Genomic DNA, 26,665 nt, shown 5'->3' on the forward strand with positions numbered 1-26,665 from the left:
ATAGCCGTCCCATAACCCGCTGGAACACATTGGGAGAATCTCGAATGGCCGACCTCGCCTCCATCCCGCTCGAACGCATCGACGGCGCCTCCGACAGCCTCGCCGATCATGCTGGCAACGTACTGTTGGTCGTAAACGTCGCCTCCAAGTGCGGCCTTACCCCGCAGTATGAGGGCCTTGAGGCGCTCTACAAGGAATACCAGGCCAAGGGATTCGAAGTGCTGGGCTTCCCGGCCAACGACTTCGGCGCGCAGGAGCCCGGCACCCATGAGGAAATCGCCGAGTTCTGCTCGATCAACTACGGGGTCTCGTTCCCGCTTTTCGCCAAGGCAGACGTCACCGGCGAGGGCAAGCAGCCCCTTTACGCCGCACTGACCGAAGCCGTGCCCACCAAGCAGGGCCCTGCCGAGGAATTCCGCGAGCGCCTGAAGGGCTACGGCATGACCCCCACTCAGGACCCCGAAGTGCTGTGGAACTTCGAAAAGTTCCTGGTCGCGCGCGACGGTTCGGTCGTCGGCCGCTTCGCCCCCGGCACCGAGCCTGCCGATCCGGCGCTGGTCGGCGCGATCGAGGCTGAACTCGCGAAGTAATCAGCAGCCCACGACAACGAACGGCGCCCGGCTTGCGGGGTGGGCGCCGCCGGAGTCTTCGGGCGCGCCTGTTTTCACTCAGTCCCCCTCGCCACCGGGCGCGCGGGATCGGCGATCCATTCGCTCCACGATCCGGGGTATAGCCGCCCGGCCGGCACTCCGGCGACAGCCATGGCAAGGGCATTGTGGCAGGCGGTGACCCCCGAGCCACACTGGAGGATCGCCGGGCCTTCGCCCAGGAGTGCGGTGAAGGCCGCAGCCAGTTCCCCGGCCGGGCGGAAGCTGCCGTCGGGGTTCAGGTTGTCGCGAAAGAAGCGGTTTTTCGCGCCGGGGATGTGGCCGGCGACCGGGTCGACCGGGTTGGGCTCGCCCGCGAAACGCGAGGGATCGCGTGCATCGAGGACTTGCGCGGCGCACGTGTCGATATTGGCAAGCACGTCCGCGGCGGAGATCGGGGCCGGAACAAGGGGATCGCCAGGCTCGAAATCGCCCGAAGGGAACGGCTGCGGCATTCCGGTTTCCAGCGGCAGACCCGCCGCAATCCAGGCTGGCTTGCCGCCATCGAGCACCGCGACCGGGGCATGGCCCAGCCAGCGCATCAACCACCAAGCGCGGGCTGCCCAGGCGCCGCCATTGCTATCATAGGCGACGACCTGCTGTCCGGCGCGCAGGCCCTGCATGCGCAGCCACCCGGCGAGCGCTACGGGTGCGGGCAGCGGATGGCGGCCATTGCTGCCATCGGGCGGCGAGGCGAGATCATCGTCGAGATGGGCGTAGCGGGCGCCGGGAATATGTCCCTTCGCGTAAATCGCCAGGCCCTTTTCGGGCGCCCCCAGTTCGAACTCGCAGTCGAGCAGGAACACATCGGCGCCGGAGGCCACCATGTCCTTGAGCGCATCGACATCGATCAGCGTTTCGTAGGCCATGGAATCCTTCGCATGTGTGACTTGGTGGACACTGCGGGCCTATACTCGGGCTGAATGGCGACGTCGATGCAATAGCGCGGTATTTGCAAGCAGGGCGCAAACGAAAAGGGCGGCCCCTTGCGGAGCCGCCCTTTCCTCAAACTGTACCGGTAAGAAACCGGAACAAGATTACTTGAGCTCGACGGTACCGCCGGCTGCTTCGATCTTGTTCTTGATTTCTTCGGCTTCAGCCTTGTTGATGCCTTCCTTGACGGCCTTGGGAGCGCCTTCAACGAGAGCCTTGGCTTCAGCGAGGCCCAGACCGGTGATGGCGCGGACTTCCTTGATGACCTGGATCTTCTTGCCACCGTCGCCGGTGAGGATGACGTCGAATTCGGTCTTCTCTTCGACTGCTTCGGCAGCGGCGCCGCCAGCTGCGGGTGCAGCGGCAACGGCAGCAGCGGCGGAAACGCCCCATGCTTCTTCAAGTGCCTTGGCGAGGTCAGCGGCCTCGAGGACGGTCAGCTGCGACAGTTCTTCAACAAGCTTGGCGATGTCGGCCATGATATATAACTCCTGATCTGTGGTCCCGGGGTGCTGAATGCGATCCACCGGGATAAATCGTTAGAAACGTGTTGCTTAAGCTTGCGCTCAGGCGGCGTCCTTCTCGGCGTAGGCAGCAAAGACGCGCGCCAGCTTGGCCGCCGGAGCGGTCGAGAGCTGGGCGATCTTGGTCGCCGGTGCCTGGATGAGGCCGATGAGCTTGGCGCGCAGTTCGTCGAGCGAGGGCATCGAGGCGAGCGCCTTGATACCTTCCGCGTTCAGAACCTGCGTACCCATCGAACCGCCGACGATCTCGATCTTGTCGGTCGTCTTGGCGAATTCGACGACAGCCTTGGCGGCTGCGACGGGATCGACCGAGGTCGAGATGGCCGTCGGGCCGGTCAGGAAGTCGCTGATACCGGCAAAGTCGGTATCCACGATGGCAAGCTTGGCAAGACGGTTCTTCGCTACCTTATAGGTCGCACCCGCATCACGGATCTTACCGCGCAGGGCGGTGGACTGAGCCACCGACATGCCGAGATTGCGGGTGACAACCACCACACCAACCTCGTTGAAGACCGCGTTGAGAGTGGCGACCGAATCGGCTTTCTGCGAACGATCCATGCCTTACTCCTTCACAATGGCTACGAAAGGAGACCCTCCGCAGCCGGCTACGTAGTCCATGGTGCGCAAGGCACACCGTGGGCGATTCCGTTCGATGGGGAAGGAGTATCGTGCCGAAACACGAGGTTGGCACCATGCTCGAAGGAGCGAGGGCCGGAAATTTCCTGTTCCCCGTCTAGGCTGCAAATTAAGGGGGAAACCCCCAGCAACTGTCTCGGACGGTTGAACGACGGGAATTCACCCGCCGGTCGGAGCGGGCCAATGACGCAAACATCGAGCCGAGTCAAGCATGACGACGCTGTGCCCGCGTCTTAACGACATGTCGCCCGGCTGCGCGCCGCCACCGCAGCCACGGCGATAACCGCCGTCACCGGCAGCGCCGCTTCGCCCAGGAATGCAGCACCTAGAATGGCCGCCGCGAAGGCCAGCAACCCGTGCCGCAGTGGTCCGGTCAGCACCAGCCGGTCACGCACCAGCCACAGCGCCGCCATGTAGATCGCCAGGGGCACCGCAACGGCCAGATTGCCCGTGAGCGGCGGCGCATGGTGTCCTTCGCCCCCTACGGCATCGATCACTACGGAGAAGCCCGCGCCGGTTGCGGCGCCGCCGGCATAGATCAGGGCATGGGCATAGCTCCACTGGAACGCGCTGGCGAACCGGTCATGGTCCAGCGGTCCGTCTTGAGAAAAATACAGCCACCACATGGCAAAAGTGATTGCCAGCGCCGAGATCGCCAGCACGATGAACTGCGCGGAATGGCTGCCCGGCCCGTCGGACAGGGTGAAGGCGGCGGCGCTGGCAAGCAGGACCTCGCCCAGCACGATGATAACCAGCAGCCCGTGCCGCTCGGTGACATGATGCTGGTGCCAGGGCGTGGCACCCCGCCGCTCAGCCAACAGCGGCACGGCGAGTTCGAGCAGCACACCAAGGCCGAACAACGCCATGACCGCGCCCTGCCCCTCGGGCCTCAGCAACATCAGCGCGGCGGTCCAATAGACCTGCACCAGGGCAATCCCCAGCGCATAGCGCCGTGCGGTAGAGCGATGGACGGGATCGCTGCGCGCGGCGATCAGCCAGAACACAACCATGCCCGCCCGCATCACGACATAGCCCAGGATCGCCAGCGACAGGTCCAGTCCCGCGAACAGGCGGGGTATGCCGCCGGCAATGGTCAGCGCGCCCGCCATGATCCAGCAGGTGACGAGCCGATAGATCGGCCCGTCGTTATCATAGGCGGAGGCGAACCAGGTGAAGTTCACCCAGGCCCACCACGTCGCGAAGAATGCCATGGCGAAGGTGACAACCCCCATGCCGGCGTGCCCTTGGGCTATCGCATGATGCAGGCCTTCGGCGGCAGAGGCGACGGCGATGACGATGACAAGGTCGAACAGCAGTTCGAGCGGGGTCGACACCCGGTGCGTCTCATGCGGGTCGCGGGCCCCGAACGGCCGCCAGCCGCGTTTCGTAGTCATGTCGTGCCGGTCCCCGATTACGTCACGCGCATTCCTACGAGGACGCCGGGGGAAGAGGCAAGCCGTGAGCGAATGATGCTCGGCGACGCCGCCAACTTATTCAGCGTAGCCCAGGATGTCCCCGGGCTGGCATTCCAGTTCGCGGCAGATCGCCTCCAGGGTGGAGAACCGGATCGCCTTGGCCTTGCCCGTCTTGAGGATGGACAGGTTGGCAAGGGTAATGCCGATGCGCTCAGCCAGTTCGGTCAGCGTCATGCGGCGCTGGTGGAGAAGTTCGTCGAGCCGAACCACGATGCGGCTCGCTTCGCTGCCATCGTCGCCCATCAAACGGTGCCTTCCAGTTCGGCGCGCATCTCTGCGCCCTTGCGGAAAACGCGGGCAAGAATGAACAGGACGATCGCCAGCAGCACTCCGCCAAGCGAGAAGCCGATGCCGATGTGGGCGTCCTTTACGGTGCGCGCGATCCATGCCGCGACAAGTCCGGTGGGAAAGCTGATGCCCTCGATCGCAAGCGTCAGCCAGCCCATTGCCGCAAGGCGTGCGGCGTTGACCGGGTTGAACGGATCGCCCTGGTCCACTGAATCGATGATCCGCAGCAGATGGCGCAGGAACAGGAAGGCGCAGGCCGCCATCGCCGCGATCAGGATCAGCACCCCGCCGATGGCGATGAAGGTGTTGGCCGTCAGCCCGTCGAGGCCCTCACCCGAAACGCGGGCCATCATATTGAAGCGGCCAAACACCATGAACGGCGCAAGGACGATGAAAAACGCGCCGATCAACGCCGCGACACCCATGGAGACCAGCACCGCCCCGCGCGCCAGGGCGAGTAGCGGGTCGTGCGTGATCGAGCGCATGGCGCCGGCTTTCGGAGCTGCGCTCACATCAGCACCGGGCTAATGCCGACAAGCCGCACGGTGACGGGCGCAGGCACTGTCGCATCGAAAAATGACGATAGGGACGGCCGCGGTGAGTGGCCGGCCGGGGCAGATAGAAAGGCTGCCGCCATCGCGGTCAGCGCGAAAGCGGCAACTAGCGGGCGCTGAGCCTGTACCAACCGAATCATTGCTCGTTCTCCGATATGCTTCATATCGAAATTCAATAAATTTGCGGCAGTTTGCTGTCAAACAATAATATTGAAAAACGATATGATTTATATCGAAAAGCGATGCATTCATAACAAAGGGGCGACTCCGGGTGGAGCCGCCCCTCGTTGCCGGGCGTGACAGCCGGCAGGTTAGGCGTCGATCAGATCCGGGGTACGCTCGGGGGAGGGAGTTCCCGATGTGGTCCGGTTCGACGGCCTGTAAGTGCGGAAGTCGAAGGCATCGCTTTGCTCCGCCTGATGCTCATGGTGCTGCAGCTGGACGCGGGCACGGCGCATGCGGGCCTTGCGCGAAGTGAAGGGGTTATCCTCGTCCGGCTGTGCATCGACCATCCGGTCAAGCAGCTCGCGGCGCTCTTCGGCGTCGTGTGGCAGCGGCGAGGCGGCAAGCACGGCGCTGGCGGAACCCGCTGCCACAACGGCAGGGGTCATGGCGGTTCGCGTCGCAGCCGGCACCGGCGCCGGCTGGCGGACCGGCTCGGCTACTGCCACCGGAGCAACCTCCATAACAGGGGCAGACGCCGGTACAGGCTCGACGACATTGGTGAGCGGGCGAGGCTCGGGGGCGTAGTCTACCTCGTCATACGTCGGCTCGCTTGTGCGGCGGCGGCGCATTGCGGCTATGCCAATACCTGCCGCGCCGATCGCGGCGAGCAGGCCGGCGATACCAGCGATCGGCAGATCGCTGCCCTCATTGGCGGGCGCAGGCGATGATGAAACCGGGGCCGGCGCCGTATCTACCCTGGTGGGCGAAGGCGGTGCGGGCGGAATAGCGCCGTCAGCGAGAGCACTATCGGCAGCGGCTGCCCTGCTGCCAGCAGTGGGCACACTCGGCGCGACCTGCGCGGCGTCAGCAGCCGGACCGGCCACGGTGCGGGCGGCCGCGCGCGGGGCCGTACGTTCCGATGCTGCGGGAGGAGCAGCTTCAAGCGAGGCTTCTGCATCGGCCGGCGTTGCGGGCGCGGCGGCGTCTGCCGTAGTTTGCGCTTCCGGCTGGGGGATAGGCTGCACGACCGGCGAGGAGGTCGTAGTGGTCTGGGGCGCGGTGCCAGCGGTGGTCGCCGGGTTCGGCGCGCTGGCCGGGCCGGTCGCCTCGGGCGGCAAGGTCACCGTTGGAGCAGCGGGGGCCGGAGCCGCCATGGGCTGCGCAGGCGATCCCGCAGTCACGTCCTGGGGCAGCGACAGCGAAGGCGCGGCTTGAGCCGGCGCGTCCTGAGCACTAGCCACCGAAGCGAGCGGGATGGCGGAAAGCGCGAGGACAGCGGCAATCGCGGTCACGGCGCGGGGCGAACGGTTGATGGGATCGTGTTTCATGCAACAGAGAATGCGTGAAATGCACGATCGGTTCGACTACCTCGCTCAATACAGGACAAGTCGAGCCCATACATGCGACGAACGGTTACTTCCGGTACCGGGTGGCCTTATTCACATTGGTTACTACATTTATGCCAGATGAACCATGCGAAACGCGGTCTATCCACCGTACTGCCCGCAAAGCGTGCATATACTGGACCGTCATTTCGTGCAGCAGGTGTCCAATCGACTTAGCCGGCTGCGCAGACTGGAGGGAGTGCTTTCCCGAACCTTTGCCCAAACCACGCCAGCATCGCGGGTTTGACATGGCCCCTACCCGATCCTATATGGCGCGCTCGCTCGGTCGCTTCGAGCAAGGCAGGTCCATGCGCGGGGACAGGCCACGGAAGGAGGCGATCCGGGATTTATCCGACGTGTAAGGCTGCTGACCGCAGGGACATCCCATCCGGGAATTCCGCGTGTCGGGCGGCCTTTTCGCGTTTCGGATAGCTTGCCTTGCGGCAAGTACATCGTTCTCGCGACGACGAAATTTTCCGGCCCGGTTCCATTCGCGAATCGGTCCTTCAAGAAGCGAAGAGGCAAGACCAGCTCATGGCCACCAAGCCCATCGAACCCGCTGCGACCACTGGGGCACGCTCGCCCAAGAAGCGCATCCGCAAAATCTTTGGCGACATCCACGAAGTCGTCCAGATGCCCAACCTGATCGAAGTCCAGCGCGAGAGCTACGAGCAGTTCCTGCGCTCCGATCCGGCAACCGGCTATGTGTCGGGCCTGGAAAAGACCCTGCGCTCGGTATTCCCGATCCGCGACTTCGCGGGCACCAGCGAGCTGGACTTCGTCCACTATGAGCTGGAAGACCCCAAGTACGACGTGACCGAGTGCCGTCAGCGCGGCATCACGTACGCGGCGCCGATGAAGGTCACGCTGCGCCTGATCGTGTTCGAAGTTGACGCCGAGACCGAGACCCGTTCGGTCCTCGATATCAAGGAGCAGGACGTCTACATGGGCGACATGCCCCTGATGACGGAAAACGGCACCTTCTTCATCAACGGCACCGAGCGCGTCATCGTCTCGCAGATGCACCGTTCGCCGGGCGTTCTGTTCGACCATGACCGCGGCAAGACCCACGCTTCGGGCAAGTTCCTGTTCGCCGCGCGCGTCATTCCCTACCGTGGTTCGTGGCTCGACTTCGAGTTCGACGCCAAGGACATCGTCAACGTGCGTATCGACCGCAAGCGCAAGCTGCCGGTCACCGCGCTGCTGTACGGCCTGGGCCTCGACAGCGAAGCGATCCTGGATCACTTCTACCAGACCATCACGTGGAAGCGCGGCGATGGCGGCTGGCGCCTGCCCTATACGCCTGAGGCGTGGCGCGGCGCGAAGCCGACGTTCGACGTGGTCGACGCCAAGTCGGGCGAAGTGATCTTCGCCGCCGACACCAAGATTTCTCCGCGCGCCGCCAACAAGGCGCTCAAGGACGGTCTTGAGGAGCTGTTGATCCCGACCGACGAAATCTTCGGTCGCTATTCGGCCGTCGACCTGATCGACGAGTCGACCGGCCGCATCTACATCGAGGCAGGCGACGAAGTTTCGCCCGAGAACCTCGAAGCGCTCGACCAGGCCGGCATCGACCAGATCGCCCTGCTCGACATCGACGAGGTCAACACCGGCCCGTGGATCCGCAACACGCTCAAGGCCGACAAGGCCGAGAACCGCGAGATGGGCCTTGAGGCCATCTACAAGGTCATGCGTCCGGGCGAACCGCCGACCAAGGAAACCGCCGAAGCCCTCTTCGACGGCCTGTTCTTCGACGCCGACCGCTACGACCTCTCGGCCGTGGGCCGCGTGAAGCTGAACATGCGCCTTGGCCTCGACGCCGAGGACACCGTCACCACCCTGCGCAACGAGGACATTCTCGCTGTCGTCAAGGAACTGGTCGGCCTGAAGGACGGCAAGGGCGAAATCGACGACATCGACAACCTCGGCAACCGCCGCGTGCGTTCGGTGGGCGAGCTTCTGGAAAACCAGTACCGCGTCGGCCTGCTCCGCATGGAGCGCGCCGTTAAGGAACGTATGTCGTCGGTCGACGTGTCGACGGTGATGCCGAACGACCTCATCAACGCCAAGCCCGCCGTGGCCGCCGTTCGCGAGTTCTTCGGTTCCTCGCAGCTCTCGCAGTTCATGGACCAGACCAACCCGCTTTCGGAAGTCACCCACAAGCGCCGTGTTTCGGCCTTGGGCCCGGGCGGTCTGACCCGTGAGCGCGCCGGCTTCGAAGTCCGCGACGTTCACCCGACCCACTACGGCCGTATCTGCCCGATTGAGACGCCGGAAGGCCCGAACATCGGTCTGATCAACTCGCTTTCGACGTTCGCCCGCGTCAACAAGTACGGCTTCATCGAGACGCCGTACCGCAAGGTGATCGACGGCAAGGTGACCGGCCAGGTTGTCTACCTTTCCGCCATGGAAGAGCAGAAGCACACGGTGGCGCAGGCTTCGGCTGGCACCAACGAGGACGGCTCGTTCGCGGAAGAACTCGTCTCGGCCCGCCAGAACGGCGAGTTCGTGATGAGCCCGCGCGATCAGGTCACCCTGATGGACGTTTCGCCCAAGCAGCTGGTCTCGGTCGCCGCATCGCTCATTCCGTTCCTGGAAAACGATGACGCCAACCGCGCACTCATGGGATCGAACATGCAGCGCCAGGCGGTGCCGCTGGTCCAGGCCGACGCTCCCTTCGTGGGCACCGGCATGGAAGAGACCGTTGCGCGCGATTCGGGCGCTGCGATCTCTGCTGGCCGCGCCGGCGTGGTCGACCAGGTCGACGCGACGCGTATCGTCATCCGCGCCTCGGGCGACATCGAAGCCGGCAAGTCCGGCGTCGACATCTACCGCCTGCAGAAGTTCGAGCGTTCCAACCAGTCGACCTGCATCAATCAGCGTCCGCTGGTGAAGGTGGGCGACATCATCCAGAAGGGCGACATCCTCGCCGACGGTCCCTCGACCGAGCTGGGTGAGCTGGCGCTGGGCCGCAACAGCCTCGTCGCGTTCATGCCGTGGAACGGCTACAACTACGAGGACTCCATCCTGATCTCCGAGCGGATCGTGAAGGACGACGTGTTCACGTCGATCCACATCGACGAGTTCGAAGTGATGGCCCGCGATACCAAGCTGGGGCCTGAGGACATCACCCGCGATATCCCGAACGTCGGCGAGGAAGCCCTGCGCAACCTCGACGAAGCGGGCATCGTCTACGTGGGCGCCGAAGTGCACCCGGGTGACATCCTGGTCGGCAAGATCACGCCCAAGGGCGAATCGCCGATGACCCCGGAAGAAAAGCTGCTGCGCGCGATCTTCGGCGAAAAGGCCAGCGACGTGCGTGACACCTCGCTTCGCCTGCCGCCGGGCGTTTCCGGTACGATCGTCGACGTTCGCGTCTTCAACCGTCACGGCATCGAGATCGACGACCGTACCCGCGCCATCCAGAACGAGGAAATCGAACGCCTCGCCAAGGACCGCGAGGACGAGCGTGCGATCCTCAACCGCGCCACCTACAACCGTCTGCGCGACATGCTGATCGGCCAGACCGCCGCTTCGGCCCCCAAGGGCCTGAAGAAGGGCGTCGAGATCACCGAGGAACTCCTGGGTGAAGCCGAGCGTCACGAGTGGTGGAAGTTCGCCGTTGCGGACGACCACATGCAGTCGCAGCTGGAAGCCGTTAAGGCCCAGTACGACGCCACCGTGAAGGCGATCCAGGAGAAGTTCGAGGATCGCAAGGAGAAGCTGGAGCGCGGCGACGAGCTGGCTCCGGGCGTGCTCAAGATGGTCAAGGTCTTCGTGGCGGTGAAGCGCAAGCTGCAGCCGGGCGACAAGATGGCCGGCCGTCACGGTAACAAGGGTGTCATTTCGCGCATCCTGCCGGTCGAGGACATGCCGTTCCTTGAGGACGGTACGCCGGTCGACCTCGTGCTGAACCCGCTGGGCGTGCCTTCGCGCATGAACGTCGGTCAGATCTTCGAGACCCACCTGGGCTGGGCCGCACGCGGTCTGGGCCAGCAGGTCAAGCAGGCTCTGGAAGATTGGCGCCACGCCAACCCCGACCCGGAAGCCGCGGCGCCGCCGGAAGCGGTTCGCGAGCGTCTGATGACGATCTACGGTGAGCACTACGCAGAGGACATCAAGAACCGCGACACCGAGTCGCTGCTCGAACTGGCCAACAACGTCACCAAGGGCGTTCCGATGGGCACTCCGGTGTTCGACGGCGCGGTCGAGGCCGACGTTGCGGACATGCTGGAGCTGGCCGGTCTGCACAAGTCGGGCCAGTCGCACCTCTACGATGGCCGCACGGGCGACAAGTTCGACCGTATGGTCACCGTGGGCATCATCTACATGTTGAAGCTGCACCACCTTGTCGACGACAAGATCCACGCCCGTTCGATCGGTCCGTACTCCCTCGTCACTCAGCAGCCGCTGGGCGGTAAGGCGCAGTTCGGTGGCCAGCGCTTCGGTGAGATGGAGGTCTGGGCGCTCCAGGCTTACGGCGCGGCGTACACTCTGCAGGAAATGCTGACGGTGAAGTCGGACGACGTTGTCGGACGCACCAAGGTCTACGAAGCGATCGTCAAGGGTGACGACACCTTCGAAGCCGGCATTCCCGAGAGCTTCAACGTGCTCGTCAAGGAAATGCGCTCGCTGGGCCTCAACGTCGAACTGTCGTCCGTCGACAGGGATGACGACGGCATCGCGATCGCGGCGGAATAACGGGATCGGGCGGGGCCGCATGGCCTCGCCCTCCCCTCCCCCGCCTAGAGAATTCACCCCCAGGGGAATGAAACTATGAACGACCTGACCAAGTTCACGAACCAGATGGCCAAGCCTGAGACCTTCGATCAGATCCAGATCGGTCTCGCATCGCCCGAGCGCATCCGCTCCTGGTCCTTCGGCGAAATCAAGAAGCCGGAAACCATCAACTACCGCACGTTCAAGCCTGAGCGTGACGGCCTGTTCTGCGCGCGCATCTTCGGTCCCGTGAAGGACTACGAGTGCCTGTGCGGCAAGTACAAGCGCATGAAGTACAAGGGCGTTGTCTGCGAAAAGTGCGGCGTCGAAGTCACCGTGACCAAGGTGCGCCGTGAGCGCATGGGCCACATCGAGCTGGCCGCCCCGGTCGCGCACATCTGGTTCCTCAAGTCGCTGCCTTCGCGCATCGGCCTGCTGCTCGACATGCAGCTCAAGCTGCTTGAGCGCGTCCTCTACTTCGAGAGCTACATCGTTACCGAGCCGGGCCTGACCCCGCTCGAAAAGTACCAGATGCTCACCGAAGACGAGATGCTCGACGCCCAGGACGAGTATGGCGAAGACGCCTTCTCGGCCGGCATCGGCGCCGAGGCCGTCAAGCACATGCTGATGAACCTCGATCTCGAGCAGGAGCGTGCCGACCTTCTCCAGGAACTTGAGACGACCAAGTCGGAACTCAAGCCCAAGAAGATCATCAAGCGCCTCAAGGTCGTGGAATCGTTCATCGATTCGGGCAACCGCCCGGAGTGGATGATCCTCGACGTCGTGCCGGTCATTCCGCCAGAACTGCGCCCGCTGGTGCCGCTGGACGGTGGCCGCTTCGCGACTTCGGATCTCAACGATCTCTATCGCCGCGTCATCAACCGCAACAACCGCCTGAAGCGCCTGATCGAACTGCGCGCGCCTGACATCATCGTGCGCAACGAAAAGCGCATGCTGCAGGAAGCCGTCGACGCCCTGTTCGACAATGGCCGCCGCGGCCGCGTCATCACCGGCGCCAACAAGCGTCCTCTGAAGTCGCTGTCCGACATGCTCAAGGGCAAGCAGGGCCGCTTCCGTCAGAACCTGCTCGGCAAGCGCGTCGACTACTCGGGCCGTTCGGTCATCGTGACCGGGCCGGAACTCAAGCTGCACCAGTGCGGCCTGCCCAAGAAGATGGCGCTCGAACTGTTCAAGCCGTTCATCTACGCCCGCCTGGACGCCAAGGGTCTTTCCATGACCCTGAAGCAGGCCAAGAAGTGGGTCGAGAAGGAGCGCAAGGAAGTCTGGGACATCCTGGACGAGGTGATCCGCGAACACCCGGTCATGCTCAACCGCGCGCCCACGCTGCACCGTCTCGGCATCCAGGCTTTCGAGCCCGTGCTGATCGAGGGCAAGGCGATCCAGCTGCACCCGCTCGTCTGCTCGGCCTTCAACGCCGACTTCGACGGTGACCAGATGGCCGTCCACGTGCCGCTTTCGCTGGAAGCCCAGCTCGAAGCGCGCGTGCTGATGATGTCGACCAACAACATCCTCTCGCCTGCCAACGGCAAGCCGATCATCGTTCCTTCGCAGGACATGGTTCTCGGCCTGTACTACCTGTCGCTCGACCGCGACGGTGAGCCGGGCGAAGGCATGAAGTTCTCGGACATGGCCGAAGTGCACCAGGCGCTTCACGTCGCCGCCGTCACGCTCCACTCGAAGATCGAGGCGCGCGTGCCGCAGACCGACGAGAACGGCCAGCAGTACATGGCGCGGTTCCACACCACGCCGGGCCGCATGCTGCTCGCCGAGTGCCTGCCCAAGTCGCACAAGGTGCCCTTCGACGTCGTCAACCGCCTTCTCACCAAGAAGGAAATCGGTGACGTCATCGATCAGGTCTACCGTCACACCGGTCAGAAGGACACGGTGTTGTTCGCCGACGCGATCATGACGCTGGGTTTCCGCCACGCGTTCAAGGCCGGCATCTCGTTCGGCAAGGACGACATGATCATCCCGGACAGCAAGGTTGCCCTCGTCGCCGAGACCAAGGAACTGGTCGCGGACTACGAGCAGCAGTACCAGGACGGTCTGATCACCCAGCAGGAAAAGTACAACAAGGTGATCGACGCCTGGAGCCGTTGCGGCGATCAGGTGGCGAACGCCATGATGGACGAGATCAAGGCCCAGCCGATCGATCCCGAGACGGGCCGCATGGCCCAGATCAACTCGATCTACATGATGAGCCACTCCGGTGCGCGTGGTTCCCCGGCGCAGATGAAGCAGCTTGCCGGTATGCGCGGCCTCATGGCCAAGCCGTCGGGCGAGATCATCGAAACCCCGATCATCTCGAACTTCAAGGAAGGTCTGACCGTCCTTGAGTACTTCAACTCGACCCACGGTGCCCGTAAGGGTCTGGCCGATACGGCGCTCAAGACGGCGAACTCGGGTTACCTGACCCGCCGTCTCGTCGACGTGTCGCAGGACTGCGTGGTCGTAGTCGACGATTGCGGCACCGAGCGCGCGCTGGAAATGCGTTCGATCGTTCAGGGCGGTTCGGTTATTGCCTCGCTCGCCGAGCGTATCCTGGGCCGTACCCTGGCCGAGGACATCGTCGACAAGGAAGGCAACGTCATCGCGACCAAGGGCCAGCTCCTCGACGAGCCGGCGGTCGCCGCGATCGAGGCCACCGGCCTGCAGAACGCACGCATCCGCTCGCCGCTGATCTGCGAAGCCACCCAGGGCGTCTGCGGCACCTGCTACGGGCGCGACCTTGCCCGCGGTACTCCGGTGAACATCGGTGAAGCTGTCGGCGTTATCGCCGCGCAGTCGATCGGTGAGCCGGGCACGCAGCTGACCATGCGTACCTTCCACATCGGCGGTGCGGCGCAGCTCAACGAGACCTCGCACCTCGAAGCGATCAGCGCGGGCCATGTCGAATACCGCGACATCCCGACGATCGTCGACAAGCGTGACCGTCTCCTGTCGCTGGCCCGCAACGGCGAGATCATTCTGTTCGACACCGAGGGCCGCGAGCGCGCAATCCACCGCGTGCCTTACGGTACGGTGCTGCTCCACAAGAACGGCGCAAAGGTCGAGCAGGGCGAACGCCTGGCAGAGTGGGATCCGTTCACGCTCCCGATCATCACCGAAACCTCGGGTGTGGTGAAGTATCAGGACCTGATCGACACCCGCACGCTGACCGAGCACGTCGACGATGCGACCGGCATGACCAGCCGCGTCGTCACCGAAGACCGTTCGTCCAGCCGCGCCAAGAAGAAGGAGGACCTGCGTCCGCGCATCACCCTTCTCGATGACGCATCGGGCGAAACCGCGCGCTACATGCTGGCGCCGGGCACCACGCTCTCGGTCGAGGATGGCCAGACGATCGAAGCCGGCGACATCGTTGCCCGTGCTTCGCGCGAAGCCGCCAAGACCCGCGACATTACGGGTGGTCTGCCGCGCGTTGCCGAACTGTTCGAGGCCCGCAAGCCGAAGGACAACGCGGTCATCGCCAAGGTTTCGGGCCGCGTCGAATTCGTTCGCGACTACAAGGCCAAGCGCAAGATCGCGATCATCCCCGAGGAGGGTGAGCCGGTAGAATACCTGATCCCGAAGTCCAAGGTCGTGGACGTTCAGGAAGGTGACTGGGTCAAGAAGGGCGACAACCTGGTTTCGGGCTCGCCCGATCCCCACGACATTCTGGAAGTCCTCGGCGTGGAAGCGCTGGCGGAATACCTCGTCGCGGAAATCCAGGAAGTTTACCGTCTCCAGGGCGTGAAGATCAACGACAAGCACATCGAGGTGATCGTTCGCCAGATGCTGCAGAAGGTCGAGATCACCGACGGCGGCGACACCACGCTGCTGGCGGCCGAGCAGGTCGACTACGAGGAAATGGCCGAGTACAACGCCAAGCTCGCTCCCGGCCAGAAGCCGGCAGAGGGCAAGCCGGTGCTGCTGGGTATCACCAAGGCCTCGCTGCAGACCCGTTCGTTCATCTCGGCGGCCTCGTTCCAGGAAACCACCCGCGTGCTCACGCAGGCGGCGGTTGAGGGCAAGACCGACTCGCTGATCGGCCTGAAGGAAAACGTCATCGTCGGCCGTCTGATCCCGGCCGGTACGGGTGCAGGTATGAACCGCGTTCGCGTGGCGGCCACCAGCCGCGACGTGGCACTGCGCGCATCGACCCGGCGCGTGCAGGAAGCCATGATCCTCGCCAGCACGGCCGAGGAAGAGCACAAGGCTGAACTGGCCCGCAATGCCGCCGACGACCTGGGCGACAGCCCGCTCGCGGCAGTCGAGGGCGAGACCCACGGCACCGACGCGGATGCCGGTGACTACCTGAACCCTGAGGCAGCGGATGGCGACGAGGCATAAGCCTTAAGCCTCCCGTCTGACAGGCAAACGAAAAGCCCCGCCGGAGCGATCCGGCGGGGCTTTCTGCTTTTGGGCTATTGGTTAGGGGCCAAGATCGGCTTGGCGTGCTGCTTCGGGGGCTTCGACAGGCTCAGCCTGAGCGGGAGGAAGGCATGGCCCGATAATCTCCCGTTGCTTCGCCGGAAGAGCCGGTAGCCCGAGGGTCCTCACCCTCCCCTCCCGCCATCGCACTAAACCCGGATCACTCCGCCGCGACGGCGGCCGCTTCTGCTTCGGCGGCTTCGATCTCGGCGGCCTTGGCTTCCACCAGCGATACGATGTGATCGAGCATCGCCTCGCTCTGGATGGTGTGGTCAGACACGCCCGAAAGGTAGACCATGTGCTTGCCGTTGCCGCCGCCGGTCAGGCCGATGTCGGTCTCACGCGCTTCGCCCGGGCCGTTGACGACGCAGCCAAGGACCGAGAGCGAGAGCGGTGTCTTGATGTGCTGCAGGCGGTCTTCCAGCGCCTCCACGGTGCGGATCACGTCGAACCCCTGCCGCGCGCAGGAGGGGCAGGAGACGACGCGCACGCCGCGCGTGCGCAGGCCCAGCGCCTTCAGCATCTCGAAGCCGACACGCACTTCTTCTTCCGGCTCGGCCGAAAGCGAAACGCGAAGGGTATCGCCGATACCAGACCACAGCAGCATGCCCATGCCGATCGAGGACTTGACGGTGCCGCCGATCAATCCGCCCGCCTCGGTGATGCCAAGGTGCAGCGGGCAGTCCACCGCGTCTGCCAGGCCCTGATAGGCGGCGACCGCGAGGAACACGTCGGAAGCCTTCACTGCCACCTTGAATTCGTGGAAGTCGTGGTCCTGAAGCAGCTTGATGTGATCCATCGCCGATTCGACCAACGCATCGGGGCACGGCTCACCGTACTTTTCGAGGAGGTGGCGTTCCAGGCTGCCGCCGTTGACGCCGATCCGGATCGCGCAGCCATTGGCCTTGGCGGCGCGCACCACTTCGGCCACGCGCTCTGCCGAACCGATGTTGCCGGGATTGATGCGCAGGCAGGCAGCGCCTGCGTCCGCCGCTTCCAGCGCGCGCTTGTAGTGGAAATGGATGTCCGCGATAAGCGGAACCCGCGCCGCGCGGGCGATTTCGCGGAAGGCGGCGGTGCTTTCGACGTCGGGACACGATACGCGGATCAGGTCCGCCCCAGCATCCTCGCAGCGCCGGATCTGGTCGATCGTGGCGCCGGCATCGGACGTGAGGGTGTTGGTCATGGTCTGAACCGTGATCGGCGCATCACCGCCGACGGGGACGGCACCGACCATGATCTGGCGGCTCTTGCGGCGCTCGATATCGCGCCAGGGACGAATGGAAGACATAGCTCCCCTATAGGCGCTGCGGATGACGTATTGAAGCCGAATCCGGTGCGGCTTTTGCGGTCATGCGAATTGAGGCATGGAAACGCGATGACGAACGAGCTGCTGAACGACGACGACCGCCGCGAACTACCCCTCCTGTTCGGCCGGGTGCTGGATGGCGAAGGCGGCGCGCACGAAATCGGCTGGGAGGCGGCGCGGGACTGGCAGCCCGCGAGAGACGGCGAAGTATTGTGGATTCACCTGCTGCGCACCCATCCCGGCCTCGAGGCATGGCTGATGGGGGAGCTGGCCATTTCCGAGCCGACGGCCGAGCTGCTGACCAGCGATGCCACCCGTCCGCGCGCCTTTCGCGAAGGCCAGACCCTTGTCGCCACGTTGCGCGGCATCAACTTCAACCCCGGTGCCGCGCCCGAGGACATGCTCTCGATGCAGCTATGGAGCGACGGGGCGCGCGTCATCACCCTGCGGCGCGACCCGCTGCAGACGCCCCGGCTGGTGCGGGCGGATCTCGATGCGGGCGCCGGGCCGGTCGATGCCGGTTCGCTCGTCACCGCGCTGACCGAACACCTGATCGAGCGCATGAGCCACGCCATAGTCGACATGAACGCGGTGATCGACGAACTTGAAGACGAGACGATCGAAAGCGATGCCGTCGAGACGCTCGACAAGATCGCCACGATCCGGCGCAACTGCCTGGCCTTGAAGCGGCACATGTCGCCGCAGCACGAGGCCCTTCTCGCGATCGCCCACGGCGCGCCAGGCTGGTTCGAGGAGCACGACCGGCGCGAGATCGCCGAATCCATCGCCCGCCTGCGCCGCTATCTCGACGACCTCGACATCAGCAAGGAATCCGCGATCGTCCTGCAGGACGACATCCGCGCCCGCGCGGCCGCCAACAGCCAGCGCACGCAATATGTGCTGGCCGTGGTGGCGGGAATATTCCTGCCGCTGACCTTCATCACCGGGCTTCTGGGCATCAACGTCGGCGATATTCCGCTGGCGGAGACCGGCTCGCACGGGTTCTGGATCATCTGCGGGCTATGCGCAGGGCTGCTTGTCGTCGAAGTCCTGCTGCTGCGCCGGCTGAAGTGGGTGTAGGCGTCCAGATTACCCGGCGAGAAGCGCGGCGAAAAGGAACTCCTCGTCCCGCTTTTCGCCGACCATGAAGTGGATGTCGGCCACTTTGTCGAAGCCATAGCGCGCATAGAACTTCTGCGCCCCGGGATTGTCGGAATAGACCGAGAGCTGGATTTCGTCGGCACCGAACGCGGCGGCTTCCGCCAGCGCCCAGTCCATCAGCCGCGCGCCGATACCCTGCCCGGTTGCTGCAGGCGCGGTGTAAAGCTGCTTTAGTTCGATCACCCTGGCGCCGCGCGCATGTTCAGGCCAGCCGCAGTCCATCACCAGCTTGCAGAAACCGAGCAAGTTGCCGTCATCCTCGGCAAGTACGACGCGCAGGGCGGGATCGGCGATTTCCTTCGCGACTTTCTCCTCGCTATGCGATTCGCCCAGGAAATTCGCGAGATCCTCGGGCCGATAGAGATGCCCGAACTTGGCGACGAAACTGTCGGTGCCGAGGCGGGCCAGCGAAGCGGCATCGGAGCCTTGCGCGAAACGAATGTCCATTCGGGCTGATATCGCCGCCCCGCCCCCAGCGTCAATCGCCATGTCCGCAGACGCGGCGCGGGCTATAGCTGCAAGTTCATGCACATCGAGAAACCGTCCGCGACGTAATCGCCGAAAGGCGGGCATTCGGCGAAACCATGGGCGCGGTAGAGGTCCTGGGCAGGCTGAAACGCCGCTGGACGGCCAGTTTCGAGACTGACGCGAGTATAGCCGCGCCCGCGCGCCTCGGCCAGCAGCCGGGCCAGGATCGCCTTGCCTACACCCCTCCCGCGATAGGCCGGAGCAGCGCGCATCGATTTGAGTTCTCCGTGGTCATCGCCAAGGTGCTTGATGGCACCGCAACCGGCCAGAGTTTCACCGTCCCAGGCCGAGAAGAACGCGACGTCCGGCTGGCGCAGCCGCGCGGCGGGCATGGCGTGGACACTTTCGGGCGGAGACCACTGGCGCATCTCATCGAGGTGCAGTTGGAGCAGCGCGAGCACGCCTTCGCCGCTCAGGTCGTCGGGGACGATGCGCAGGTTCGCGATCATACTTCTATTGTCCAGAATATTTGTCGGCCTTGCGCCGGCCCATGCGCATCCCCGCTTCCAGTCTTGCCCGCAGCTGGGTGTAGTATTCCGACAGGAAGCGCCGCTCGTCACCCCAGCCGTCGCTGCGGCCGATCTTGGTGGCGATGGTCTGGTAGACGGTTTCGATCGATTCGCCGCGATCCTCGCGCAGCACGCGTTCCAGAGACTGCAGTTCGAATTCGCCGTAGACGGCCAGTTCCGCCTCCTCGAAGCGGTACTTTTGCGTGGGTAAGGACCCTGCCTCGCCTGGCGGGGTCTGCACCGCCGTCATCGTCGCTTCCAGTTTCTGGCGCGGGCGCTCCAGCACCCAGCTGCCCGCGATCACGTCTCCGGCACGCAGGCGGTCGCGGTTGAACAGGGGGAATAGCATGAAGATGCCGAACCAGCCGGCCGCCGCCAGCCACGCCATGCCGCTGTCCGCACCGGCCATCATGATCAGCGGGATCGGCAGGAACAGCTCGATATCGCGCAGCAGGTTGCGGGCGATCACCATCTCGGCGGTAAGGCGGCCGCCGTCGCGCGCGGCGATGCGTATGCCGGTCAGCCGCTTGCCCGGCGTCGCTCCGCGCGGGCCCAGCTCGAAATAGAGGAAGTAGGCGTTGCGGAAGAGGAACATGATGACGACCCACACGATCATCAGGAACTGCAGCGCCTGCGCCGAGGCGCCCTTGCCCTCGGCCTCACGCATGAACTGGCCGACGCCCCCGGCGATCTGCGCCAGCGCCAGCGTCGAGCAGACCATCAGCACGGCGATGAAGATCAGGTCGAGGATCAGGGCACCCAGCCGCGCCCCGCGCCCCGCCACCGTCACCGGCAGCGAAATCCCTTCGGGGGTGACGAGGATGCGTTCCTTGCGCGCGCGAGGGCGGCGGATGGCAGCGGCTGCCTTCATCGGCGTGTTCCGGTGCGCGCATTGCCCCGGAAGGCGAAGAAATAGGCGCACCACAGCATCAGCATGAAGCCGCCGATGGCGAAGCGGCCGAAGGTATTGTCGACGAGCTGGCGCGCGAAGCCTTCGAGCAGCGCGGCGACCACCAGCATCAGCACCACCCCGGTCATCACCACGGCCGCACGGCGCCCCGCCACGGCGGCGGCCTCAAGGATCGGGCGATCTCCAGGGAAGGCCAGCGCGCGGCCGATGTGCAGCCCCGCCGCGCCCGCCAGCAGGATCGCGAACAGTTCGGTGGTGCCGTGCACGCAGATCCAGCCGGCGAAGTCGGTCAGCAGGCCCGCTCCGTGATACAGCCATGCCATCGCGCCGAGCAGCGCCAGATTGTGGATCAGCAGCAGCAGCGTCGGGATGCCGAAGGCGAAGCCGAGCGCAAAGGCGAGGATGGAAACCTGCGCATTGTTGCTGAAAAGCTGGGCGGCAAACACGCTCAGCCCGTCCCGCTCCTGTTCGCCGAACAGCGTGGCCCTCAGGGCCTGCGCTGTGGCGCCCGGCACCCGCGCGCCGGCCATGTCGCGCGACATGAGCGAAAAATACCACTCGGGATCGTGCGAGACGAGCAGCCAGCCGACCGCCACGCCCGCCACCATCACCGCCAGCGCCACGACGATGTCGAGCCAGATCGCCCTTACCGCCGCGCTCCAGCCTCCGCCCAGGAAGCTGCCCAGCCATTCGGCCAGCGATGAGCGCGGGCCGTAGACGACGAACCATGCCCGCTGCACCAGCGCTTCAAGATAGGCCAGCGTGGCTGCATCCAGCGAAGTTTCGCGGGCGATCGACAGGCTGGAGGCTACGGTGCGGTAAAGGCCGGGCAATGCCAGCAGGTCCTCGTCGGAGATACGGCGCAGGCGCCCTTTCTCCATGCGGACGACGATGGCTTCCAGCCGCTGCCAGTCGGCCTCGCGCTCGATACGGAAACGGTCGGAGCGCAGTGCGGCGATCTCGATCGCGTTGATCGGCGTATCGGGGGAGGCCGAGGCGGAAATGGCGTTCATCCGATCGCTCCGACGCGCTTGATGGCAAGATAGGCGTCTATCAGGCGCGTGCCCACGTTGTGCCAGGGCGCTTCCAGCACGTCGACACCGATCTGGCGCAGCCGCCGGGTGACCAATGCACGCTGGCGCAGCAGCTGGTCGGCCGAAACCGCCATCGACAGGGTTTCCAGATCGTCCGGCGCGGCGGCGGAAAGCCCCTCCAGTTCCTCGTCGGCCATGGTCACGAACAGGACGACATGGCGCGAAACGAGGCGGCCCACGCTTTCGATCATCAGCTGCGCGCTGGTCGGGTCGGCAAAGTCGGAGAACACCACGATCAGCGAGCGGCGTTGCAGGCGGCTGGCCAGGGTCGCCAGCGCCAAGGTGAAATTCGGCTCTTCCGAGCGGTATTCCAACCCGGCGGCGGCGCGTTGCAGACGATGGAATTCGGAGCTGGCGGCGATGAACGGCGTCGAGACTTCGGGGCGCGAGGCGAAGCCGAACAGCGAGACGCGGTCCCCGCCCTTGAGCGCGACGAACGCAGTCGCCAGCGCGGCGGAAACCGCGCGGTCAAGCCGGGGCATGCCCGCGATCGGTTCGCACATCGCCTGCCCGCAGTCGAAGGCGAAGACGATCTGGTTGTTGCGCTCGGTCTCGTATTCCTTGGCGTAGAGATGGACGTGGCGGGCCGAGCTTTTCCAGTCGATGCGGCGACGGTCCATGCCGGGCTGATATTCGGCCAGCGATTCGAACTGGGTGCCTTCGCCCCGGATACGCCGGGCGAGCAGGCCGTACTGGGCGTCCTTGAGGAAGGTCTGCAAAGCCGGGGAGCGGACGGCGGCGATGTTCGGCCACATCCGCACCGCTTCGTCCAGATCGCCGGTCATCTGCCGCGCGCCAAGCCCCAGCGGGCCGGTCCAGCGCAGCCATGCGCGCACAACTTTACCCGTGCCGCGGCGCGATGCGGTGAACACACCGCTGCCGCTCCAGCGCTCATCTCCCCCGGCCAGCGGAAAGACCAGTCGGCCACCGGGGGTCAGGCGCGGATCGCATTCCAGCGCCATCTCCGCACGTGAGGGGCGTCCGCCGCGAAACCGCAGCTGTGCCCCTATCGCCTCTTCGTTGCCCACCTCGATGTCGGAAGGGACGGCAACCCGCAAGTCCTCGACCCGCCCCGCCATTAGCGCGTCGGCGATCACCAGCACCAGAATGGCCATACATGCCACCGGCGCGATAACCCACAGGGCCGGCTGCGCCGCCGCGATCACCAGCGCCACCGGCGCGGCAAGCGCCAGCCCCGCTGCGGCGCGGGCCGTCGGCACAATCGGCGCGCCGGAAAATCGGGGAGGACGGCTGCTCACCGTCAGCGGGGCGCTTCGGTCTGTTCGACCAGCTGACGCACCAGTGCCTCTACCTGCTTGCCCTCGATCTCGGCAGCGGGGCTGAGCAGCAGGCGGTGGCGCAGAACCGCCGTTGCCAAAGCCTTCACATCGTCGGGCACCACATAGTCGCGCCCGTCGAGCGCGGCGCGTGCCCGCGCGGCGCCGGCCAGCAGCACCGCCGAACGCGGCGAGGCGCCGGAAGACAGGTCCGCGCTCTCCCGCGTGGCCCGCACCAGCCGCACGATATAGTCGATCACGCTGTCCGCCAGCTTCACCGAGGCGACCGCCCGGGTCGCCCCTTCCAGCTGGGCGGGCGTGATGATCGCGGTGATGCCGACTTCGGCAGGCGTGGGGGCGCCCCGGTTTTCGCCGTAGCGGGCAACGATGCGGCGTTCCTCGTCGGCGCTGGGATAATCCACCAGGAGCTTGAACAGGAAGCGGTCGAGCTGCGCTTCCGGCAAGGGATAGACGCCCTGGCTCTCGATCGGGTTCTGCGTGGCCACCACGGTGAAGTGGGCGGGAAGCGCGTGGGCGGTGCCGTCCAGCGTGACGCGCCGTTCCTGCATGGCTTCGAGCAGCGCCGCCTGGGTCTTGGGCGGGGTGCGGTTGATCTCGTCTGCCAGCAGCATGTCGCAGAAGATCGGCCCGTGAGTCAGGGTGAACTGGCTGGTCTGGAAGTTGAACAGATTGGAGCCGAGAATATCGCCCGGCATCAGGTCCGGGGTGAACTGGATGCGCCCGAAATCGAGGCCCAGCGTCGCCGCGAAGCACTGCGCAAGGAACGTCTTAGCGGTGCCCGGGGGGCCTTCCAGCAGCACATGGCCGCGCGCCATCAGCGCGATCAGCAGATGCTCCACAATTTCGGCCTGCCCTACCACGCCCTTGGCGACTTCGACTCGGATGGCCTGAGCCAGGGCGGCAACGGCCGCGACACCGGCGTTGCCCTGCGGTGCCGGTTCGGCAACGCCCGGTTGGGAAAAGCCCGGATCGGACGGGGGCGTGTCGGTCATCGGATCAGCATCCTTTCGAGCGCATGAAGGTCACGCGCGGCTTTCAGAAGGTCATGCGGACGCCGCGCTGCCCTTAGGCGGCCGGCGATAACGGAAAAAGGTTCACCCTGGTGGCGGCGGGCGGCAAGAGCACGGTCGATCGCGGCGTCGGCGCGCTCGGGACCGAGCGTGCGCGGCAGGGCCAGGGCCTGCACCAGCCGCTCGCGCGAATGATCGGCATAGGGCCCGCCGAGCAGGTGCCAGCGGCGGGTGCGGCGCACAAAGCCTGCGGCATTCGATACCAAAGCGCGCTTGCCGAACGCGATCGCCCGGCCTTGCACCAGCGGCGGGCCAAAGCGCATGAAACCCCGCCAGCCGACCACCAGCGCCGCCAGCAGCAGGCACAGCGTCGCCGCCAGGAAAGGCGGAGTGAAGGCCAGCGTCAGCAGGTTTTGGGAGCGGCTGTAACCGGGCAGCGTCATGTCGAAGCTGACCGGGGCGCCCTTCTCCACGCCGCTTGCACGGACCAGCGCCTCGGCCAAGCGGGCATTTTCCATCCGGGCCATGCCGTAATTGTCGAGCAGATCGGGTTCGAAAACGATGATGACGGGGTAACGCTCCTCGTCTTCCTCGTCGTTGATGACGCGGTCCTGCGCGATGTCCTCAAGCTCGGGATAATATCCGCCGTCATCCATGAATCCGGCCAGCGTCAGCTTTCCATCGCGGCTGCCGACGATCCGCACGAGGCCCGTGCCTCCGCCTGAAAGTACGTAGCGGCCGTCAGGCAGCACCCCGGAAAGGCCAGCGCCCTGCCAAGCAGCACGCGTCTTGGGCAGCGGCGAAATCCGTACCGACAGTGTATCAAGGAAACCCCGCCATTCGGGCGGCATGGTACCCGTCAGGCGCACCCAGCCGGTCTTGGCGTCCTTTTTCTGTTCGCGCGCGGGCTGGCTCGCCATCCACTTGGGCGCAATGACGAGCGTCGGGCCGATATATCGGCGATTGGCAACGATCTTCTCGATGTCCTTGCCGTCCGCAAACGCAGGCGGGGTCAGTACCAGCAGGCCCGGCTTGTTCAGCGCGCCTTGGTTGCGCACCCGGCTCACCGCGTATCCGCGCCGTTCGATGTAATCGGCAAAGGCGGCATAGCCGTTGAGGCCCCTGCCCTCGGCGTGGGCCTGACCGTCATTCGCGGAGCCCATGCCGGTGCCGGTCGCGATCATCCACAGCAGCGCCACGAACAGCGCCCCGCCCAGCAGGACGAGGGCCAGCACCGCCCAGCGCGAAAACGGATTGGCGCCGACCGCAATGCCAGTTGGGGTACGGCCTGCGGTAGAGGTGTCCCTAGCCGTGCTCATGCGCTCAGTTCGATCTGTGCGAACCGGGCATAGGCGCTGCGGGCCGCGTCCCAATCCCCCGCGTCGAGGTCGCGCAGCGCAAATACCGCGCGCTCCACCCGCTCGGCGATCACTGCGAAAGCGCTGCGCCCAGCATCGGGCAGCATCGGCAGCACGGCGATTTCGCGCGCGGTGGAGGCGGCGTTCAGCCAATCGGGCCGGGCATCGGAAATCTGACGGACGCTGCGCCGCAGCAGCAGGTGCGCCGCTTCGCCAAACTGGCCCTGAGCGGCCAGCCGGTCGGCATCTTCCAGCAGGGCCACCGCTTCTGCCCGGTCCGGCGTCCAGTGGATTTCCTCGGGCGCAGGCTGGCGCATACGCCACTTGTCCATCAGCGGCTCGATGGCGATGCGCCAGAGCAGGAACAGCGCCAGCACCGCGCCGAGCGCGATCAGGATGTACTGGAACACCGGCCAGGACATGCCAAGCAGTTCGCCGATGGGACTGAAAATCCTTTCGAGAAACCGGCCTAGCCCCTTGAGCCATTCCGGCGTCGTCTGCGGATCGGGCAAGCGCGGTTCGGGAAGCGGGGCGTACTGGATGTCGGCGGTATCGCGTACGGCCTTCCAGTCATCGGCCCCGCCATTGGCCAATCCAGCCGCAGAGGACCCTGCGGCCGAACCCGCGCCTTGACCTCCGCCAACCGTCACAGGCGCACGATTGCACGGGCGCCAGGGCGGCGCAAGCGCTTGCTACTGCGTGTTAATCGCCCGTCGCACCGACTACGCCAACACGGCCTGCGGGCGACCTGCCCTTCAGCCGCGTGCCCGTGCCCGGCGATAGGTGCCTAGCGGGCGCACGTACTTGCAGTGGAACGCCAGTTCCTGCAGGGCCATGTCGACGCGCGCCTCGCCGGGCGCGCCTTCGATGTCGGCGTAGAAGGTCGTCGCCGCGAAGCTGGCCTGGGCCTGATAACTTTCCAGCTTGGTCATGTTGACGCCGTTCGTCGCGAATCCGCCCAGCGCCTTGTAGAGCGCGGCGGGGATGTTCTTCACCTCGAAGATGAAAGTGGTCATCGCCGGCTGGTCCTTCAGCTCGAAGGGATCCAGCGGTTCGCGCGCCAGCACCACGAAGCGGGTGGTATTGTCGGCCGCGTCCTCGACATTCTCCTCGATCACGTCCAGGCCGTAGAGCTGCGCCGCCAGCTTCGGGGCGATGGCGCAGGAATTGGGGTCGCCGGCCTCGCGCACCAGCGCGGCGGCGCCGGCGGTGTCGGCATAGGCCATCGGTACGATGCCGCGTTCGCGAAGGTAATGACGCGATTGGCCCAGCGCCTGCGGGTGGCTGTAGGCGGCCGAAAAAGGCCCCTTGGCACCGGGCAGCGCCATCAGCGCGTGATGGATCGACATGAAATGCTCACCCACGATCGACAGCCCGCTTTCCGGCAGCAGGAAGTGAATGTCGGCAACGCGGCCATGCTGGGAATTCTCGATCGGGATGATCGCGCGAGCGGCCCGCCCCTCCTTCACCGCATCCAGCGCATCCTCGAATGAGAAGCACGGCAGCGGCAGGCAATCCGCGTCATATTCAAGGGCGGCGCGGTGCCCGTTGCAGCCGGGCGCGCCCTGCAAGGCGACGGCCCGTTCGGGGCTGGCGAGGGCGGCGACTTCCATTTCGCCGACAAGGGCGATCGCGGGTTGAGGATAGGCGTTCATGACTAGCGCGCGATTAGGCGGCAATCGCGATATCCGCAATGGCTCTTGCGCTGGATCAAGGCGCCCATTAGGA

At 65.3% G+C, this 26,665-nt stretch carries 21 protein-coding genes; 4 read left to right on the forward strand and 17 right to left on the reverse strand.

Annotation, left to right across the window (positions count from 1 at the left end):
• Window positions 1-44: 44 nt before the first annotated feature.
• A complete protein-coding gene (locus tag V474_RS17325; RefSeq protein ID WP_059152688.1) occupies window positions 45-590 on the forward strand; it encodes a glutathione peroxidase in 546 nt (181 codons plus the stop codon).
• A 74-nt stretch (window positions 591-664) separates the two neighbouring features.
• Here the strand turns inward: V474_RS17325 and V474_RS17330 are convergent, their stop codons facing one another.
• From V474_RS17330 to V474_RS17360, 7 genes are all read right to left on the reverse strand, one after another.
• On the reverse strand, window positions 665-1,516 hold the full coding sequence (locus V474_RS17330) for a sulfurtransferase (RefSeq protein ID WP_059152689.1): 852 nt from the start codon (window positions 1,514-1,516) through the stop codon (window positions 665-667).
• A gap of 168 nt (window positions 1,517-1,684) precedes the next feature.
• Complete coding sequence (gene rplL, locus V474_RS17335; protein WP_043973812.1) at window positions 1,685-2,059, reverse strand: 50S ribosomal protein L7/L12; 375 nt, start codon at window positions 2,057-2,059, stop codon at window positions 1,685-1,687.
• An 87-nt stretch (window positions 2,060-2,146) separates the two neighbouring features.
• On the reverse strand, window positions 2,147-2,662 hold the full coding sequence (gene rplJ / locus V474_RS17340; RefSeq protein ID WP_059152690.1) for a 50S ribosomal protein L10: 516 nt from the start codon (window positions 2,660-2,662) through the stop codon (window positions 2,147-2,149).
• Between the two features lie 311 nt (window positions 2,663-2,973).
• Entirely contained in the window at window positions 2,974-4,134 is a 1,161-nt protein-coding gene (locus V474_RS17345; protein WP_059152691.1) for a low temperature requirement protein A, read from the reverse strand.
• Window positions 4,135-4,230: 96 nt separating this feature from the next.
• Window positions 4,231-4,458, reverse strand: coding sequence for a helix-turn-helix domain-containing protein (locus V474_RS17350; RefSeq protein ID WP_059152692.1), 228 nt, complete (start codon window positions 4,456-4,458; stop codon window positions 4,231-4,233).
• Window positions 4,458-4,988: a DUF2975 domain-containing protein gene (locus V474_RS17355; RefSeq protein WP_059152693.1), complete on the reverse strand. Its 531-nt coding sequence runs from the start codon at window positions 4,986-4,988 to the stop codon at window positions 4,458-4,460. The genes V474_RS17350 and V474_RS17355 overlap by 1 nt, the downstream gene beginning before the upstream one ends.
• A gap of 380 nt (window positions 4,989-5,368) precedes the next feature.
• Window positions 5,369-6,550: a hypothetical protein gene (locus V474_RS17360; protein WP_059152694.1), complete on the reverse strand. Its 1,182-nt coding sequence runs from the start codon at window positions 6,548-6,550 to the stop codon at window positions 5,369-5,371.
• Between the two features lie 591 nt (window positions 6,551-7,141).
• Here V474_RS17360 and rpoB point away from each other — a divergent pair.
• Window positions 7,142-11,308, forward strand: coding sequence for a DNA-directed RNA polymerase subunit beta (rpoB, locus tag V474_RS17365; RefSeq protein WP_059152695.1), 4,167 nt, complete (start codon window positions 7,142-7,144; stop codon window positions 11,306-11,308).
• Window positions 11,309-11,383: 75 nt separating this feature from the next.
• Complete coding sequence (rpoC, locus tag V474_RS17370; protein WP_059152696.1) at window positions 11,384-15,679, forward strand: DNA-directed RNA polymerase subunit beta'; 4,296 nt, start codon at window positions 11,384-11,386, stop codon at window positions 15,677-15,679.
• A 241-nt stretch (window positions 15,680-15,920) separates the two neighbouring features.
• Here the strand turns inward: rpoC and ispG are convergent, their stop codons facing one another.
• A complete protein-coding gene (ispG, locus tag V474_RS17375; protein ID WP_059152697.1) occupies window positions 15,921-17,051 on the reverse strand; it encodes a flavodoxin-dependent (E)-4-hydroxy-3-methylbut-2-enyl-diphosphate synthase in 1,131 nt (376 codons plus the stop codon).
• Between the two features lie 87 nt (window positions 17,052-17,138).
• Between ispG and V474_RS17380 the strand changes: the two genes are divergently transcribed.
• Complete coding sequence (locus tag V474_RS17380; protein WP_059152698.1) at window positions 17,139-18,149, forward strand: CorA family divalent cation transporter; 1,011 nt, start codon at window positions 17,139-17,141, stop codon at window positions 18,147-18,149.
• Between the two features lie 9 nt (window positions 18,150-18,158).
• Here V474_RS17380 and V474_RS17385 read toward each other — a convergent pair whose 3' ends face one another.
• The 9 genes from V474_RS17385 to V474_RS17425 all read right to left on the reverse strand — a co-directional run bounded on the left by V474_RS17385 (window position 18,159) and on the right by V474_RS17425 (window position 26,592).
• A complete protein-coding gene (locus V474_RS17385) occupies window positions 18,159-18,677 on the reverse strand; it encodes a GNAT family N-acetyltransferase (RefSeq protein WP_059152699.1) in 519 nt (172 codons plus the stop codon).
• 62 nt (window positions 18,678-18,739) lie between these two features.
• On the reverse strand, window positions 18,740-19,207 hold the full coding sequence (locus V474_RS17390) for a GNAT family N-acetyltransferase (RefSeq protein WP_059152700.1): 468 nt from the start codon (window positions 19,205-19,207) through the stop codon (window positions 18,740-18,742).
• A 4-nt stretch (window positions 19,208-19,211) separates the two neighbouring features.
• A complete protein-coding gene (locus tag V474_RS17395; RefSeq protein WP_059152701.1) occupies window positions 19,212-20,138 on the reverse strand; it encodes an RDD family protein in 927 nt (308 codons plus the stop codon).
• Window positions 20,135-21,190, reverse strand: a complete 1,056-nt coding sequence (locus V474_RS17400) for a stage II sporulation protein M (protein WP_059152702.1) — start codon at window positions 21,188-21,190, stop codon at window positions 20,135-20,137. Before V474_RS17400 ends, V474_RS17395 begins: the two co-directional genes overlap by 4 nt.
• Window positions 21,187-22,491, reverse strand: a complete 1,305-nt coding sequence (locus V474_RS17405; RefSeq protein WP_236711314.1) for a DUF58 domain-containing protein — start codon at window positions 22,489-22,491, stop codon at window positions 21,187-21,189. The genes V474_RS17400 and V474_RS17405 overlap by 4 nt, the downstream gene beginning before the upstream one ends.
• 41 nt (window positions 22,492-22,532) lie before the next feature.
• Window positions 22,533-23,561 carry an AAA family ATPase gene (locus V474_RS17410; protein WP_236711315.1) on the reverse strand — a complete coding sequence of 343 codons (1,029 nt, stop codon included), beginning with the start codon at window positions 23,559-23,561 and terminating at the stop codon, window positions 22,533-22,535.
• Window positions 23,558-24,898, reverse strand: coding sequence for a DUF4350 domain-containing protein (locus tag V474_RS17415; RefSeq protein ID WP_059152704.1), 1,341 nt, complete (start codon window positions 24,896-24,898; stop codon window positions 23,558-23,560). Before V474_RS17415 ends, V474_RS17410 begins: the two co-directional genes overlap by 4 nt.
• Window positions 24,895-25,587, reverse strand: a complete 693-nt coding sequence (locus tag V474_RS17420; RefSeq protein ID WP_059152705.1) for a hypothetical protein — start codon at window positions 25,585-25,587, stop codon at window positions 24,895-24,897. The genes V474_RS17415 and V474_RS17420 overlap by 4 nt, the downstream gene beginning before the upstream one ends.
• A 105-nt stretch (window positions 25,588-25,692) precedes the next feature.
• On the reverse strand, window positions 25,693-26,592 hold the full coding sequence (locus V474_RS17425) for a prephenate dehydratase (RefSeq protein ID WP_059152706.1): 900 nt from the start codon (window positions 26,590-26,592) through the stop codon (window positions 25,693-25,695).
• Window positions 26,593-26,665 lie beyond the last annotated feature (73 nt).

Source organism: Novosphingobium barchaimii LL02, assembly GCF_001046635.1.
GTDB classification, from domain to species: domain Bacteria; phylum Pseudomonadota; class Alphaproteobacteria; order Sphingomonadales; family Sphingomonadaceae; genus Novosphingobium; species Novosphingobium barchaimii.